The sequence below is a fragment of the Pseudomonas sp. WS 5027 genome (assembly GCF_012985695.1).
GTDB classification, from domain to species: Bacteria; Pseudomonadota; Gammaproteobacteria; order Pseudomonadales; family Pseudomonadaceae; genus Aquipseudomonas; species Aquipseudomonas hygromyciniae.
Genome location: NZ_JAAQWU010000013.1, coordinates 1 through 12680, shown reverse-complemented (window position 1 = coordinate 12680; position 12680 = coordinate 1). Strand labels below are relative to the sequence as shown.

At 54.4% G+C, this 12680-nt stretch carries 22 protein-coding genes; 20 read left to right on the top strand and 2 right to left on the bottom strand.

The features are described from left to right. The first annotated feature begins 501 nt into the window (after positions 1-501). From HBO09_RS16685 to HBO09_RS16620, 14 genes are all read left to right on the top strand, one after another. Positions 502-939 (top strand): hypothetical protein, encoded by a 438-nt coding sequence (locus HBO09_RS16685; protein ID WP_169995689.1) that lies wholly within the window; start codon positions 502-504, stop codon positions 937-939. 13 nt (positions 940-952) lie between these two features. Then, positions 953-1471 carry a hypothetical protein gene (locus HBO09_RS16680; protein WP_262381254.1) on the top strand — a complete coding sequence of 173 codons (519 nt, stop codon included), beginning with the start codon at positions 953-955 and terminating at the stop codon, positions 1469-1471. 18 nt (positions 1472-1489) lie between these two features. Next, positions 1490-1798 carry a hypothetical protein gene (locus HBO09_RS16675; protein WP_170060920.1) on the top strand — a complete coding sequence of 103 codons (309 nt, stop codon included), beginning with the start codon at positions 1490-1492 and terminating at the stop codon, positions 1796-1798. Between the two features lie 62 nt (positions 1799-1860). Then, on the top strand, positions 1861-2100 hold the full coding sequence (locus tag HBO09_RS16670) for a hypothetical protein (RefSeq protein ID WP_169878289.1): 240 nt from the start codon (positions 1861-1863) through the stop codon (positions 2098-2100). A 40-nt stretch (positions 2101-2140) separates the two neighbouring features. Further along, positions 2141-2326 carry a hypothetical protein gene (locus HBO09_RS16665; RefSeq protein WP_169995693.1) on the top strand — a complete coding sequence of 62 codons (186 nt, stop codon included), beginning with the start codon at positions 2141-2143 and terminating at the stop codon, positions 2324-2326. A gap of 18 nt (positions 2327-2344) precedes the next feature. Next, the gene (locus HBO09_RS16660) at positions 2345-2641 is read left to right on the top strand and encodes a hypothetical protein (RefSeq protein WP_169995695.1); all 297 of its coding nucleotides are present in this window, start codon (positions 2345-2347) and stop codon (positions 2639-2641) included. 15 nt (positions 2642-2656) lie between these two features. Next, positions 2657-2947 carry a helix-turn-helix transcriptional regulator gene (locus tag HBO09_RS16655; RefSeq protein WP_169995697.1) on the top strand — a complete coding sequence of 97 codons (291 nt, stop codon included), beginning with the start codon at positions 2657-2659 and terminating at the stop codon, positions 2945-2947. 107 nt (positions 2948-3054) lie between these two features. Continuing rightward, the gene (locus tag HBO09_RS16650; protein WP_169995699.1) at positions 3055-3438 is read left to right on the top strand and encodes a hypothetical protein; all 384 of its coding nucleotides are present in this window, start codon (positions 3055-3057) and stop codon (positions 3436-3438) included. Positions 3439-3537: 99 nt separating this feature from the next. Further along, positions 3538-3765, top strand: coding sequence for a hypothetical protein (locus tag HBO09_RS16645; RefSeq protein WP_169995701.1), 228 nt, complete (start codon positions 3538-3540; stop codon positions 3763-3765). 320 nt (positions 3766-4085) lie between these two features. After that, positions 4086-4370 (top strand): hypothetical protein, encoded by a 285-nt coding sequence (locus HBO09_RS16640; RefSeq protein ID WP_169872906.1) that lies wholly within the window; start codon positions 4086-4088, stop codon positions 4368-4370. A 105-nt stretch (positions 4371-4475) separates the two neighbouring features. Continuing rightward, positions 4476-4796 carry a hypothetical protein gene (locus HBO09_RS16635; RefSeq protein ID WP_169995703.1) on the top strand — a complete coding sequence of 107 codons (321 nt, stop codon included), beginning with the start codon at positions 4476-4478 and terminating at the stop codon, positions 4794-4796. A 92-nt stretch (positions 4797-4888) separates the two neighbouring features. Next, on the top strand, positions 4889-5113 hold the full coding sequence (locus HBO09_RS16630; protein WP_169995705.1) for a hypothetical protein: 225 nt from the start codon (positions 4889-4891) through the stop codon (positions 5111-5113). Positions 5114-5125: 12 nt separating this feature from the next. Continuing rightward, positions 5126-5377 (top strand): hypothetical protein, encoded by a 252-nt coding sequence (locus tag HBO09_RS16625; RefSeq protein ID WP_169995707.1) that lies wholly within the window; start codon positions 5126-5128, stop codon positions 5375-5377. A 121-nt stretch (positions 5378-5498) separates the two neighbouring features. Next, positions 5499-5942: a hypothetical protein gene (locus HBO09_RS16620; RefSeq protein ID WP_169995709.1), complete on the top strand. Its 444-nt coding sequence runs from the start codon at positions 5499-5501 to the stop codon at positions 5940-5942. A gap of 158 nt (positions 5943-6100) precedes the next feature. Here HBO09_RS16620 and HBO09_RS16615 read toward each other — a convergent pair whose 3' ends face one another. Next, complete coding sequence (locus HBO09_RS16615) at positions 6101-7195, bottom strand: sel1 repeat family protein (protein ID WP_169995711.1); 1095 nt, start codon at positions 7193-7195, stop codon at positions 6101-6103. A 173-nt stretch (positions 7196-7368) separates the two neighbouring features. Beyond that, positions 7369-7968 (bottom strand): hypothetical protein, encoded by a 600-nt coding sequence (locus tag HBO09_RS16610; protein ID WP_169995713.1) that lies wholly within the window; start codon positions 7966-7968, stop codon positions 7369-7371. A 190-nt stretch (positions 7969-8158) separates the two neighbouring features. Between HBO09_RS16610 and HBO09_RS16605 the strand changes: the two genes are divergently transcribed. From HBO09_RS16605 to HBO09_RS16580, 6 genes are all read left to right on the top strand, one after another. Continuing rightward, positions 8159-9970: a DNA cytosine methyltransferase gene (locus tag HBO09_RS16605; protein ID WP_169995714.1), complete on the top strand. Its 1812-nt coding sequence runs from the start codon at positions 8159-8161 to the stop codon at positions 9968-9970. A gap of 21 nt (positions 9971-9991) precedes the next feature. After that, the gene (locus HBO09_RS16600; protein WP_169995715.1) at positions 9992-10285 is read left to right on the top strand and encodes a hypothetical protein; all 294 of its coding nucleotides are present in this window, start codon (positions 9992-9994) and stop codon (positions 10283-10285) included. Then, positions 10278-10844: a hypothetical protein gene (locus HBO09_RS16595; protein ID WP_169995716.1), complete on the top strand. Its 567-nt coding sequence runs from the start codon at positions 10278-10280 to the stop codon at positions 10842-10844. Before HBO09_RS16600 ends, HBO09_RS16595 begins: the two co-directional genes overlap by 8 nt. A gap of 64 nt (positions 10845-10908) precedes the next feature. Beyond that, positions 10909-11211 (top strand): hypothetical protein, encoded by a 303-nt coding sequence (locus tag HBO09_RS16590; protein ID WP_169995717.1) that lies wholly within the window; start codon positions 10909-10911, stop codon positions 11209-11211. 35 nt (positions 11212-11246) lie between these two features. Then, the gene (locus HBO09_RS16585; RefSeq protein WP_169995718.1) at positions 11247-11519 is read left to right on the top strand and encodes an HU family DNA-binding protein; all 273 of its coding nucleotides are present in this window, start codon (positions 11247-11249) and stop codon (positions 11517-11519) included. A gap of 262 nt (positions 11520-11781) precedes the next feature. After that, positions 11782-12680: Ig-like domain-containing protein (locus HBO09_RS16580; protein ID WP_170060919.1), on the top strand; the 899-nt coding region annotated here is incomplete at its 3' end.

Sequence of the window (12680 nt, the reverse complement as noted above, 5' to 3'; positions counted from 1 at the left end):
GGAAAAGCGGCTACCGCGCCCATGGGCTTGCTGGCTGCTTTCGTCCTGGTGGTTTTTGACAATGGATTTTGACAACAGACAAAATATTTTGACACCTGACAATACATTTTGACACCGCTCGACAGCCCCGGATTCGCTGGGGTTTGGAGCTTGAGCAAGCAGCGGCAGTAGAGTGAACAGGAAGCTGCATGCAGACAGCGCCGTGTTGATGAATGTTCTAGACGCCGATTCAGTGACGAATAGTTTCCTAGGACATTTTTGAACCGTGGTTTGCTGATCACCGGCAGGATGGCCCAAGTGTCAAAATATTTTGTTGAGCGCCGAGATGTGATTGGTGGCCACGGTTGTGAATTATCAGAATCTTTTTTTATGTGGCCGGTGCCGGCACTCTTGCGAAGCCCGTTTTATGAGGGAAGCAGTGTCAGAGTAGTTTGCTACGCACCAGCAAGGTGCTTAGAAGGACGGTCATTTTCGCGTCCGCGAACTCAGGGAGTAGGAGTAATGCAATTAAAAGCCGACATTACCGCTTTGCGCGTTGACTTCGATGTTGACGTTTTCAGGGCGGATAACGGTGTGTACGTGTTGGCACAAGAGCGGCCGCACCAGGGCCACTTTCTCAACTTCGTCAGTCCGGCACACACCACCAAGGGTGCGTTGCTGGATTACTGCAAAACCAATTTCGATGATGTTTTGCACTACCTCTATCCAGATCATCAGGCCGAGTGGAGCGAGCATTTAGAGCGATTGGCAAGGCTGGAAATTGGTAAGTGTCCGCTTCACGGCGAAGCGATGCACCATGTCGGTTACGTCGATTCCGAGAAAACCATCTATCTAGCAGAGTGCGATAACCCCGATTGCAATGTGCAGGCCAGCACGATCTGCGCCGCAGGCACGGGCATGACGCTCACCGCGCCCTTTAAACACCTTCTCGAAATGTAGGGGAAAATCGACCATGAAGAACTATCTGGAACGAGCAACCGACGAAGCAGGTTATCCCGCGATGGATTTTGAAGCGTTCTACCAGCAGGGCATTTCTTGCTTTGTGTGGGGGCTGCCAAAGCCATTGGTGCGCCAGGCATTCAAGCGCGTCTGTGCCGATCAGCAAGTCAAAGGCAACGCAGTGGCAATGTGGCAGGTACGTGCGTTCGTATACGGTCTCTCAGGGCGCTGTGAAGGCCGGCAACGTGAGCGTAAAGCACCGGCAGGGTATCGGTGGCCAACGCCGCCTGATGCGTCTTGGGAGCTGATCGTGTGCATCTATCCAGGCGGTTCATTCGACCTCGACCTGCTGCATCCGGTCAGTTGCCGATTCTGGTCAGAGGACAACGGTTTTTTCGACGTTCCAACCGAAGATCGCTCATTGTTGAATCGCGAGTGGTTTGAGTCGATGGGCTTTGATGTGATGACCATGCAACCGATGATGCAGGTACAGATTGCCGACTCAAAAACGCCTCACCTGAAACAGGTGTGAGATTCGAGGAAAAGACGTATGGCGAACCCGGCACAGAAACTCCCTGTATTCGGCGTGAACTACATCCCGGCGTCCCTCACATTGGAGGGTTGTGTGGGGTGGGCCAGTGATGAGCATGAAGCTCTGAAGCTTGTGCAAGCACTGCCGGAAACGAAGGAAGCAGAGTCGATGATGAGCCGCCAGTTTGGCGTCGAATATCGTCTTGGCGGCGTCAACCAAGAGCGAATGATTCTCCAGGATGATGAGGGGCCACACTACAGCTCGACAATCGGGCGACACCGCTATCAGGAGGTTTTTCGAGCCTTCCTAGACCTCAAGCGCGACTGATAGGAAATCGGCGCCATGAATCCATGTTGGTCACAACGAACTGAACAGGAAGGAACCCCGCCATGCCGATGATCCAAATCGAGCAAGACAACCCCAAAGTGATCGAGCGCGTACGCCAGAAGATTGCTGACCTGGCGCAGGAACATAAGCAATACCCTACACGCGACATCCACAGTTCGGTGATGTTTGTCGTGGGCTATACCGGGGCGCTGCTGATGGAAGACATTATCAGTTCCGAGATGCATATACAGTTGGCCCGTGAGCGTGATGAAGCTCTAGCGCAGGCCGCCGTACAAGGCTAATTCCGGTACCGAGATTTTCCAACACTGAAAGGAACCCGCCATGGCCACCACTCCCACACACTACAAGTATCAGTGCCGTATTGATGCCTTTGAGGTCGAATACGGCCATACCGACATTTCCGATGTTCTTGTGAGTGTCGTCCACTATGCAAGTGGCGAAGGCAACCACGGAGAAGATTTGACCGCCGAATTTATAGATGCTCACTCAGCACCGGGCATGTCCTAACTGTTAGGGGAAAAATCAATGAGCATTTTTGGCATACAGCTACAGAAGGTTGGTGGTGTAGGTCCGACAGCGGCGACACTGATCATGGCCATAGCTATTGGTGTTGCTACGATTTTTCTTACCCGTTTTGGGCTCAACATCCAGGCAACACAGCTGGCATTATCGCTTTGCGCTGGCTGGGCATTACCAGGTGCCTATGGTGCATCGCTGAAAGAGCACGGCTTGAAGCGCCTGTGTCTTTCGGTCTTGCTCGTAGTAGCACTTTTCCTTTCATCGACCCCCATTCTGTACCTGCTGTTGAGCTTCATTGGATAAGTCGAGGATATGTCGATGCCGACCATTGCAGTAAGGCTCAAAATTGAACGCAAGCGGCTGGAACTCACGCAAGCTGAAATGGCTGAACGTTGCGGCATATCTCGCGAGATTTGGTGTCGGTACGAGCAAGGTAAGGGGCTTCCAGGTAGCGAAGTGCTGCAAGCCTTTTTGAAGGCGGGAGGCAACGTTCACTTTGTCTTATCAGGAGAATCACCTGCGGAGGAAACGTTGTTGATCGAGCGTTTCAGGGCATGCCCGAAAGTGCTGCAAGACGCCATCTTGCGGGCATTGAAAACAGAACACTGAATTGCAGGAAAACGCACCAGGTGCACTCAAGCCCCGCCGTTAAAACGTGGGGCCAGGTGCGCAGAAGGATGCCGCTTTGGCGTCCACAGAATCGAAGGAATGACGACATGGCCACCTCTCAAAAGAACAAGCCAAACTGGTGCATCGCAATCACCTTTGCCGATGAAGAAAACAACGGATTCGTAACCCTTGGCGGCGCTGGCTGGGCAACCCAAACCGAATGGGAACAGCAGTGGCAGGACATTTTTGTCTCTCCGCTGGGTGATGCAGATCCGTCGACTCTGTTCGCGGACAAGCTCGACCAGGACGGCGATCAGATTGACGAAAAACGTGTGACCGCTGAAACCGTTGAGCGGCTGTTGGGCCGTCCCTTGAGCGAACTGATTGCCGAAGGTCGAGCGAAAACGCCGTTCACGATGGCCCAATTGTTGGAAAGCGACCCGGAGCTGGCTGCACAGTTTCGTAGTCGCCGCACACCAGCGGCAAGTTGAGGGAAAACGACGCTGTACCCAAGCCCTGGCCCTCAAAAGCCGGGGCCGAGGACGTAGGAGAGGGGCAATTTTTGCCCACGGATCGAGCAGGACAGAGCGATGAAACACCGCTATGACGTTGAACCCACCGTGGACGCTATCCGGGGCATGGCCGACCAACTGCGCGAGAAAGCAGCAAAGCTGGACGAACTTGCAAAAGAGATGACTGCGACAGGCAATCTCGCTCTTGCCGGTAATGCGGCAAATGTCGTAACCAGCCCGGTAGCACACATGGACTACCTGGTTTCCCGGCCGCTGGCTGCCATGGCAGTTCCGCAAGACTGTTGAGGGAAAATACCGTGACCATCGCGAGCTTGTTCCGAAACCTGATAGCCATCACCGTATTGGTTTATGCCTATTTTGCTTTTCAGGTGGCTCCAGATCCGCGTCAGTGGCATTGGTGGTCTTGGGCTCTCCTTGGCTTCTGGTATGTACTTTTAGTCAGTGTGTACCGGGTGAAAAATGCAAAGCCACCGCCCGCAGACCGGAATTGAGGAAAAGCGGCTACCGCGCCCATGGGCTTGCTGGCTGATGCCATCCAGGGCGACAAGTCACCCCGTCCACCACCAGCTCCACGAACAACGGAAAACGGAAAACGGAAAACGACCATGGCAACAGTATTTTTGGTGATGGCCACAGCCAGCGGTTTTAGAAGCGACGAAAGAAAGCCTTTGCCATTACGTGCATTTGAGGACCGCGCTCAAGCCGAGGTGTGGCAGGACATGCTGATCGACTATCATCTAAACCCACCTGAAATGCCTATTGAGGAAGGCCGCGAAATTTGGAGCGACTACAAGGCACAGGTGAAAGAATGGGAGCATCGTCATCCTGCAGGAGCTAAAGCCTCCCAATACCAGCATTTCGGGATTTACGAAGTCCCCATAGGGCTATAGGAAAACGTCGCTCAGCTGCATCCCAAACCCCGCCGTCAAACGTGGGGTAGCGGCAGTAGAGAGGCCCGATAATCGCGCCCAGGATTTAGCAGGGAGACACAAAATATGACCAGCACGAATATCCCCGAGCCGTGGGCGGTTTACGCAGAAGGAGAGCCGGTAAAAATCACCGGCAACGTCAGAACCGTGTTGCCGCTGAAAGCCTTCACGGTCGGCCCCGAGGACATTTTTGCAGCACCTGACAAGGCTCATGCGCTCGCACTGGCGAACGCGATTACAAAGCCAGTACCGGCGTACTGCATCCAAGAAGTGGAGCCGGTAGAAGCCAAGTATCTGGCTCTGCCGTGGGGGGAGTCCAAAGAAACGCTCCAACAGCGTTTGGAAGCCCGAACAGAACCTGGATATTTCGCGGGATGGCAAGACTGAATTGTTCGGGGAGAAGTCGCCCAGGTACACACCAAGCCCCGCCGTCAAACGTGCCCTTGAAGCAATTATCTACCTGTCGTAGGAAAAATATGATGTCTACGCAACTGCCCTTCCAAGTCCATGTCGCGCTCAACCTGTACGGGGCCACCCCTGAGCACTTGCAGCAGGCGCTCAAGGAGGCTTGCGAGCAGCTGGTCCAAGGAATCCCCGAAAGCCACACCGTAATGCAGGATCAGCAAGCCGGGTTCACCTTCAAGGTCACGGCGATGAACCTTGACGACAACAAACCCAGCCCAGCAATCCCACCCCAGGTTTAACGGAAAGCTACGATGGCCACGCACTTTGATCCCTGCCCTGACGACGATGAAGCCGAGCAGGCGCCATGCGGCACTTGGCTCGGGGAAGCCAGCAACGGCACCAGCAACTGGGCGCACGTCGATTGCGGTTTGTGCCTGCGAATGAAAGCCAAGATCAGCGCCGCGCACGAAGCAAGCGAAGCCGCCATCGTCGAGCAGATGGGTGATATGGCGGTGTACATGCGCGCAGTTGAAAACACGACCACCGACGATCAACCGAAGTAGCACGAAAGACCCGCCCAAAGCACCCGAAGCCCTGGCCCTCAAAAGCCGGGGCCGAGAACCTAGAAACAGGCTACTTTCGGCCCTCGGATCGAGCAGGACAACGCCCAGGAGGGCAAAGCAAATGGCTGTGGTTATTAATATCCAATCGTTGCTCCCGCGCATTACTGCGGTTGGTTCCGCGCTTGATGTGTTGGCCAACGTCACTGACGCAAGTGAGCGCGTGTCGGAGCCAACGACACCGGACCAGCAGGCTGCAATGCAGCAGGTGAACATCGAGCGCGGCAAGTTGTATGAAGATTTGCTCTTGTTGCTGGTCAAGCCGCCTGCCAAGCGTGCCACTGAAGCTGTGGCGTTGCGGGCTGTATTCGCCCAGGTATCGCGATGCCTGAAAGATCAGCCGATCGCTCTCGAAACGCTTGAGGCCTACGAAGAAGACACTGCCAATAGCCATTCAGACGTGTCCCGTCTGCGGGGGTTCCTGCAAGGTTTGTACGCCGGTAAGTCGCTGTCATTTGAGGACTACTGCGAAGTTGATGCCCTCATTGTGTCGGCCTTCGATTTGTAAGGGAAAAGCGGCTACCGCGCCCATGGGCTCGCTGGCCGCTTTCGTCCTGGGCGACAAGTAACCCCGTCCACCACCAGTTTCACGAACAACGGGAAAATCGCTATACACCGCCCTGCCCGCTAATGCCGCCTTTTTCTGTCTTGTAGTCGAAGCTGTTTCTAGAATTTCGCTTTTATTTCGGAAGCCGACAAGAGGCTCTGCTTTTCTGCGTCAAGCCAACCCGGCCCGTACTGCTTATCTCTGACGATCTTCACGCCGCTGATCGCACCAAGCTCGGCGCGGGCAAGGTTGTGGCCCATGTCAGCCGAAAGGCTGTACAGCGCGTACGCTTTCGCCTCATCGTCAGCGCTATGCTTGCGCATCATTATGTCGCTAGCCTGTTGGTAGAAGGTTTCGCTATCAGCCCCATCAAAGTTGGTACGCTGGGCTGGAGCGCCAGCATCAGAAACGGCGCCATCGAGAGAAGAGAGCAGTTTCGCTGCCGCACGATCATTCTTGTCGTTGGCGAATGACAACGGGGCCAAGGCCTCCGCTTGCCTACCCTGCTGGATATACAGTTTTCCAAGGGCTAGAGCAGCGGGCACATCACCACCATTGTAGGCCTCGACCAGATACGCCTCACCCTTAGCGGGATCGTTCATTTTGAAGTCGGTGTAGAGATTTGCGTACAACATGCCTAGCTCACGTTGAGTCCGCACACTCTTAGTAACCGCCATCTCCATCACGGCTACACCACCGTTGACGTTCTGCGCGTTGCCACCTTGTCCCTTGATCATTTGCCAACCGATGACGCGGATCGCCTCTGGGTTGTCAGCACCAGCAGCGGCGAGCAGGTGTTCCTGGGCGAGCTTCAAATCACGGGGACGGTCAACGCCCTCGGTGTAGACCTTTGCAAGCTCGTAATGCGCTTCACCGTTTCCGAAAGAGGCTGCAGCTTCAAGGTATTCAAGCCGTGCGCTCCGATCAGTCGAGGCGTTGGCCAGCGCTAAGTTTTGCTGTGCCTGATTAGCTAGTGGGTCTGACACGGCAGCAGTTACTGGAGCCCAGTCGCCTACCGCGCCATCGCTGGAAGGCTGCGCGGTCGGCTGATCGACCGCGTATTCGACGGGATAGGTATCAATGGGCGCCAGCGCCTGAGAATGTTCCTGCTGAAGAAAGAGTGGCTGTTCACGCGGGGATTGCGGCGGAGTCGCACAACCTGCAAGGACAACACTGGTCATGGTTACTACGAAGGCGGCGCGGCGATGGATCATGAGGGCTCCAGGTTGAATGCTATCCCCCGCGCCATTTGTTGCCAGCGGGCTCAAGCCGAAGAATGCGAAACGAGCGGCCACCGATAGGGCTTAATGGTGGGCGACTGACTATATCGGGTAATTAAATACATAGCGAAGCCCCTCCCGCCCATTGGAGCTACACACTGCCGCATTCAGCAAGGGTGGTTGATTGCAACGTCCGGCAACAGCGATGAGCTTGATCTAAGCGTCAGGTCATCAGCAGTTAACCCCGCAATGCAATATTCTCGCGCTAAATGGTTGTACGTGCTAACCAAGATGGTATGGACCTTTTTGTAAAGATCGATTGATGTATCGGCGATTGAAAGATCAGGCGTTTTTGCCAGGTACTGATACGACGCTACCCGCAGGTAAGACTTAACCTGATTGGTTTTCACGTCAATCTGGTTAACGCCGCTGATGTAAATCGCCAGCCCCAGCGCATCACAGCGCAGCTCAATGGCATTGTGAGTGAACTGACGGTCTCCCCGCATTTCATCGATAGACTGGCCGCATGCGTGCATCACGGTGCCGTCATTCGCCCGATACGAGATCTGGTTGTAGGCGCCGTATGTGATGCCTTGGGGCTTCTTCTCTCCCGCGTCATCCCAATAAGCCCGAACATCCTCCCGAATCAGTTTCGGGATGCTCGCTTGAATTGCGTTGATCGCGCTTTGGGCGCCAAAGGTTCGCATTTGGCCCTTATTGGCCGAAGGGGGCATCATCCCAACTACGTTGTTTTTCAAGTCGCTCATTGCACGGGCCTCCAAGCCCAAGTGTTTTTGCGTGATGCACCTACTACACTGCGTAATATGCGATCACAATATGATCCGACTATAGAAGCATGCAACCAGCAAAATCAAGCACCAGGCACAATATTATCAGTGGATCAATGCATGGTTTAATAATACTCTACGTGAATTGACGTATAGAAGGTTTCCAACCATGCAGGGCTATTTTGTTAAAAAAGTGGGCGCGAATCGCGGTAAACCTCGCATCTGGTTGGAAAACCTTGAGGTTTCAACGGCTGGATTTAAACCAGGTGATCGTTTCGACGTGAGGCTCAAAGGAGGCGTCGTCACACTTCAGGCCAATCCTGATGGCTCCCGCGTCGTCAGCAAGAGCAAGCGCACGAATCGTGCTGGCGAAGAGATCCCAATCATCGACATCAACAGCAAGGAATTGCTGGCGCTGTTCGCGGGCATGGACTCAATCCGTTTGGTGCAGCGCAAGGGAGAAATCTTCCTTATGCCCTTGGCAAGCGAAATCCGGAAAAAGGAACGCTTGAACCGCCTTAGCCACAAACTGCAACACGACATTCCGTTGCAAGTCGGTAGCCTTTCTCACGGCGGAGGGCTGCTCTCAAAGGCGTTTCATGAGGGCTTCCATCAGGCCGGTATTCGCACCCAAAAAGGCATAGTCAACGAGATCCGCCCGGAACTGCTTGAGCATGCTTCTGAAGCTCCAGAGTGGGGCGCTGGAACCATCCCTTTGGCGGCACCAATGCAGGAGTTGGCATTTGATGCAGCTGCCATGCGCAACCTGCCACTTCAGGATGCCATGGAATTAGGGCTTCCATGCTCAGGTGCGTCGGTCAGTGGTCGCGCCAAACGCGGGACGGAGAAAGCTGAAGACCACCCGAACGTTGGCCACTTGGTTGTTGCCGCCTTGATGATCCTGGCCAAAGCCAACCCCGCCATCATCATGTTCGAGAATGTGGTGCCTTACAGCAGTACAGCAAGCGCATCGATTCTTCGCAACCAGTTACGTGACCTCGGTTACACGACTCATGAAACCGTGTTAAAGGGCGAAGATTTCAACGCTTTGGAGCCGCGCAAACGCTGGTGCATGATAGCAGTGACTAACGGGATGCACTTCGATTGGGACATGCTCCAAATGCCCGAGAAACGTGACCTTACTCTCTCGGAGATTATGGACGACATCTCTCCCGACGACCCCATGTGGAGCGAGATGCGAGGTTTGAAGAACAAAGCGATTCGCGATGCTGAAAACGGCAAATGTTTCAAAATGCAGGTGTTCAAAGAGGATTCCACAAAGTTAGCGACTATAACTAAGGGATTCGCAAAAAATCGCTCAACTGACCCAAAAATCCAGCACCCAACTGACCCCGACTTATTGCGCATGCTCACAGTATCGGAAGCAGCCAAGGCAATGCAGTGGCCACCTAATGTTGTAGAGGGGCTATCAAAGACCATTGCCTTCGAAATGCTGGGCCAGGGCGTTCAACGCGATCCGTTTGTGGCTGCTGCCAAATTACTTGGCGAATCAGTACTCGACTACCACCATAACGGCAAGTTTGGCGCCCGTGAACTGGTGCAACTGGTAACCGACAACATCGAAGACGCCGCCGCGCTGGTCGTCAGCGAAATTCGCGCACCGCAAGCCGGTGTCATTTACGAAGGCCCGGTTACCGTCAGCGACGTGGGAATGATTATTCAGGACATCGGTGGCGGCGTCGGCATTCTGCACAAGTCCAGTGCGTTGGACGCGGTCAAGCTGGGCGAATCCCTCCAGATCCGCTACCCGTCGAAGTCCGCTTTACCCAATGTAGTACACCTCGATACCCCTGCCCCACGCGTGACGCCTGAACTTGTGATTGCGCAGCAAGAAGCTGCGCGTGAGTACGCCCAGGTGCGCGAAGACAACTCCAATCAACTTTCCATGTTCGGTCAGCCAGAGCCACACCCTGAGCCTGAGCCGGAACAGCTCCGCCCAAGTTTCGGCATGCGCATGTAACCACGACCGAAGGAGTCAACAATGCAAACGACTGACACCGCTTTGAACTCGAACACTGCCAATGCAGCGGCACTGAGCCAACGCCTTGAAGCGATCAATGAACACGTCAAGGCATCGAGCGCCTCGCCTGCGTTCAAAGACGCCACGCTTAAAGCCGGTCTGGCCTACGCAATCTTCCTAACCGAACTGGAGGAAGGAGGCACTGCCCACAGCGAGGAGCAAATCCAGCACCTGCTCGAACGCACTGAGCAGCATTGCCATCTCTACGAAACCGAATTTACGAACCTCGTGAAAGGAAGCAGCGAAGATGAATAATCAAGAGCGGTCGTTTCTCCAGAAAGTAGGCGACAACCTCACTCAGTTCGGCAAGGATCTAATCCCATCGCCAGGTAACGCCGCAGCGTTCGCTGCAAGCCCGCTGCTTGCTTATGGCGTCACCTGTGCCGTCCTGACCGTCGCAGCCGCTGTACACGGCACGCCAGAAGCTGTCGAGGCGATGTACTTCGGAATCAACAACCCCGGCTCTTCCTCGCTACTCGCAGGGCTCAAGGGTGAGCTTCCATTCGAAGCAGCCAACTCGGCGTATCAGTTCATCACAGGCTCGGCGGGTGCGGGCCTCGCCGCAGCTGGCCTGACAAAGGTCGCCCAGAAGTTCAAAAGCCTCAGTGAAGAAACCGAACATCTCAAACGCGAAAACCAAATGCTGAAGCGAAACATCGCAACCGAGCACGCAGTAGACAGCGGAGATGCTCAGGCGAACAAAACCCTGAATGACCGGTTCTCCAGAGGTTTCGCAAACGTCAATGCGCGAACTGAGCAGCGCCACGAACACGAGCAAGCTACTCGCGTTAACACAGGGCCGAAACTCCGATAACTCTGCACCTGGTCGCAATTTGCAGCCGCCCCGCTTATGGTGGCGACTAACAGAAGATTACTTATTGATCAGCAAACAAAGGTTTCGCAGCTTGTTTAAGCCAGAAGATTTAACCATCGTCCTCGCGCCGTTGATGCTGATTCCAGCCTCGATCATAGCCTGGTACATCGCTAGCATTTTCAAGCGCTCCGACTTGTTCGCCTGGGCATCGATCATGCAGGTATCAATCACAGCCGCCTGCGTGACCTTTTACTTCTTTGGCACCCTTCAGAGCAGTCGCGGAAGCGGTATCGCCGCAGGTCTATTTGCTGGGCTCACTATCGCTTACGCAGGCAAGGCTCTGTACAAAAGATCTTGCCAGCCGTAGTTCAAACCCTATCGTCACAACTTATGGAGTCACAAATGAACAAGTCTGAATTGGTACAAGCTCTCTCCGAAAAAGCTGGCGTTTCCAAGGTCGTCGCTGACGCCGTGCTCGATGCCTTCCAAGAGGTCGTCACCGCAGAACTGAAGGCGAAGAATAGCGTGATTCTGGTCGGATTCGGCACATTCCAGGTAACCGAAAAAACAGCTCGCGTGGGCCGCAACCCAGGTACGGGCGAGCCGATCAAAATCGAAGCTAAAACCGTCCCAACGTTCAAGGCCGGTACTGTGCTGAAACGTGCTGTGAACTGACCAACCAGCGCCGACGTTGAACAAATAAAGAAAAGTCCGCTTTGCGCGGGCTTTTTTGTGTCCACCGAAGCAACAAAACGCAAGCATTTTTGAGAACAATGGCCAGCTTTCAGCTGGGAAGGGAAAACAAGGTGCAATATGATTGTACATTGCTATCCTGCGCCTATGGCATGGCACTAAGCGCAAGCCTCACAACAGGATGGTTGGGCGCAAGTCCTTAAAGCACCAATCCCTACAGATAAAATAACCCATGGAGCAATACATGAAAATCCGTCGAAAGCTTGTAAGAGCCGCCACGTTCGGCGCGTTCCTTCTCAGCTTCAGCGGGGCAGTTTTCGCAGCCCCCCTGAAGGAAAACAGTGCTGACATTCAGCAGGTCATCGATGTTCCGGGCATGGCCATTGTCATCAATGCAGGTGGTTCTGGCTGTAACAAGGGTCGCCACGAAGTGTGGGAGCCGACACAGAATGGCTGCTCCAACATTGAATGGGTCAAAAAAACAGCTCGGGTCGTGAGTCTGACCGCCTCGCCCCCCACGATAGTTGCAAACAACAGCGCAACAAGCACTTTGCTGGCCACACTCAAGGATGGTGATGGATACCTAGTGGGGCCTGGAATACCGACAAGCTGGGGAACCACGAGAGGCTCACTATCGCGCACCTCGACGGTTACTAACTCTTCCGGGCAAACCTCGGTTACCTTGCGTGGTACGGCGGCAGGCGTAGGTACGGTCACAGCAGCCGCAGTAAATGGCTCTGCGAGTACGAACGTAACCCTAACTGCTGATCCTTCAACATCTCGGGTCATCTCCCTTGCCGCAGGCGCTGCATCGGCACCTTCTAACTGGACTGCGATTGGCCTTTACGCGACAGTTAGAGATGCTTACAACAATATTCTGCCTGCAGGCCAGGCCGTGCTGTGGGCTGCAACGCTAGGTACCCTGAACACAGGGACTTCGTACACTGACGAGAGCGGTGTGGCGTATGCGAGCATCGCAAGTGGTACTCCAGGCGAATCGTCTGTCTTCGCAAAAACGACCGTTTCTGACAATGCCACTACGGGCATAGATTTCACAAATCCGGGCCCGACAATAACAAGCATCAATTTGACCAGAAGTACTTATTACGAAAATTACGATTCGGAAGCGTCACTTATGAGTTG

Coding starts and splice junctions, on each gene's coding strand:
- HBO09_RS16685 (WP_169995689.1), top strand. CDS start 502: ATGCAATTAAAAGCCGACATTACCGCTTTGCGCGTTGACTTCGATGTT.
- HBO09_RS16680 (WP_262381254.1), top strand. CDS start 953: ATGAAGAACTATCTGGAACGAGCAACCGACGAAGCAGGTTATCCCGCG.
- HBO09_RS16675 (WP_170060920.1), top strand. CDS start 1,490: ATGGCGAACCCGGCACAGAAACTCCCTGTATTCGGCGTGAACTACATC.
- HBO09_RS16670 (WP_169878289.1), top strand. CDS start 1,861: ATGCCGATGATCCAAATCGAGCAAGACAACCCCAAAGTGATCGAGCGC.
- HBO09_RS16665 (WP_169995693.1), top strand. CDS start 2,141: ATGGCCACCACTCCCACACACTACAAGTATCAGTGCCGTATTGATGCC.
- HBO09_RS16660 (WP_169995695.1), top strand. CDS start 2,345: ATGAGCATTTTTGGCATACAGCTACAGAAGGTTGGTGGTGTAGGTCCG.
- HBO09_RS16655 (WP_169995697.1), top strand. CDS start 2,657: ATGCCGACCATTGCAGTAAGGCTCAAAATTGAACGCAAGCGGCTGGAA.
- HBO09_RS16650 (WP_169995699.1), top strand. CDS start 3,055: ATGGCCACCTCTCAAAAGAACAAGCCAAACTGGTGCATCGCAATCACC.
- HBO09_RS16645 (WP_169995701.1), top strand. CDS start 3,538: ATGAAACACCGCTATGACGTTGAACCCACCGTGGACGCTATCCGGGGC.
- HBO09_RS16640 (WP_169872906.1), top strand. CDS start 4,086: ATGGCAACAGTATTTTTGGTGATGGCCACAGCCAGCGGTTTTAGAAGC.
- HBO09_RS16635 (WP_169995703.1), top strand. CDS start 4,476: ATGACCAGCACGAATATCCCCGAGCCGTGGGCGGTTTACGCAGAAGGA.
- HBO09_RS16630 (WP_169995705.1), top strand. CDS start 4,889: ATGTCTACGCAACTGCCCTTCCAAGTCCATGTCGCGCTCAACCTGTAC.
- HBO09_RS16625 (WP_169995707.1), top strand. CDS start 5,126: ATGGCCACGCACTTTGATCCCTGCCCTGACGACGATGAAGCCGAGCAG.
- HBO09_RS16620 (WP_169995709.1), top strand. CDS start 5,499: ATGGCTGTGGTTATTAATATCCAATCGTTGCTCCCGCGCATTACTGCG.
- HBO09_RS16615 (WP_169995711.1), bottom strand. CDS start 7,195: ATGATCCATCGCCGCGCCGCCTTCGTAGTAACCATGACCAGTGTTGTC.
- HBO09_RS16610 (WP_169995713.1), bottom strand. CDS start 7,968: ATGAGCGACTTGAAAAACAACGTAGTTGGGATGATGCCCCCTTCGGCC.
- HBO09_RS16605 (WP_169995714.1), top strand. CDS start 8,159: ATGCAGGGCTATTTTGTTAAAAAAGTGGGCGCGAATCGCGGTAAACCT.
- HBO09_RS16600 (WP_169995715.1), top strand. CDS start 9,992: ATGCAAACGACTGACACCGCTTTGAACTCGAACACTGCCAATGCAGCG.
- HBO09_RS16595 (WP_169995716.1), top strand. CDS start 10,278: ATGAATAATCAAGAGCGGTCGTTTCTCCAGAAAGTAGGCGACAACCTC.
- HBO09_RS16585 (WP_169995718.1), top strand. CDS start 11,247: ATGAACAAGTCTGAATTGGTACAAGCTCTCTCCGAAAAAGCTGGCGTT.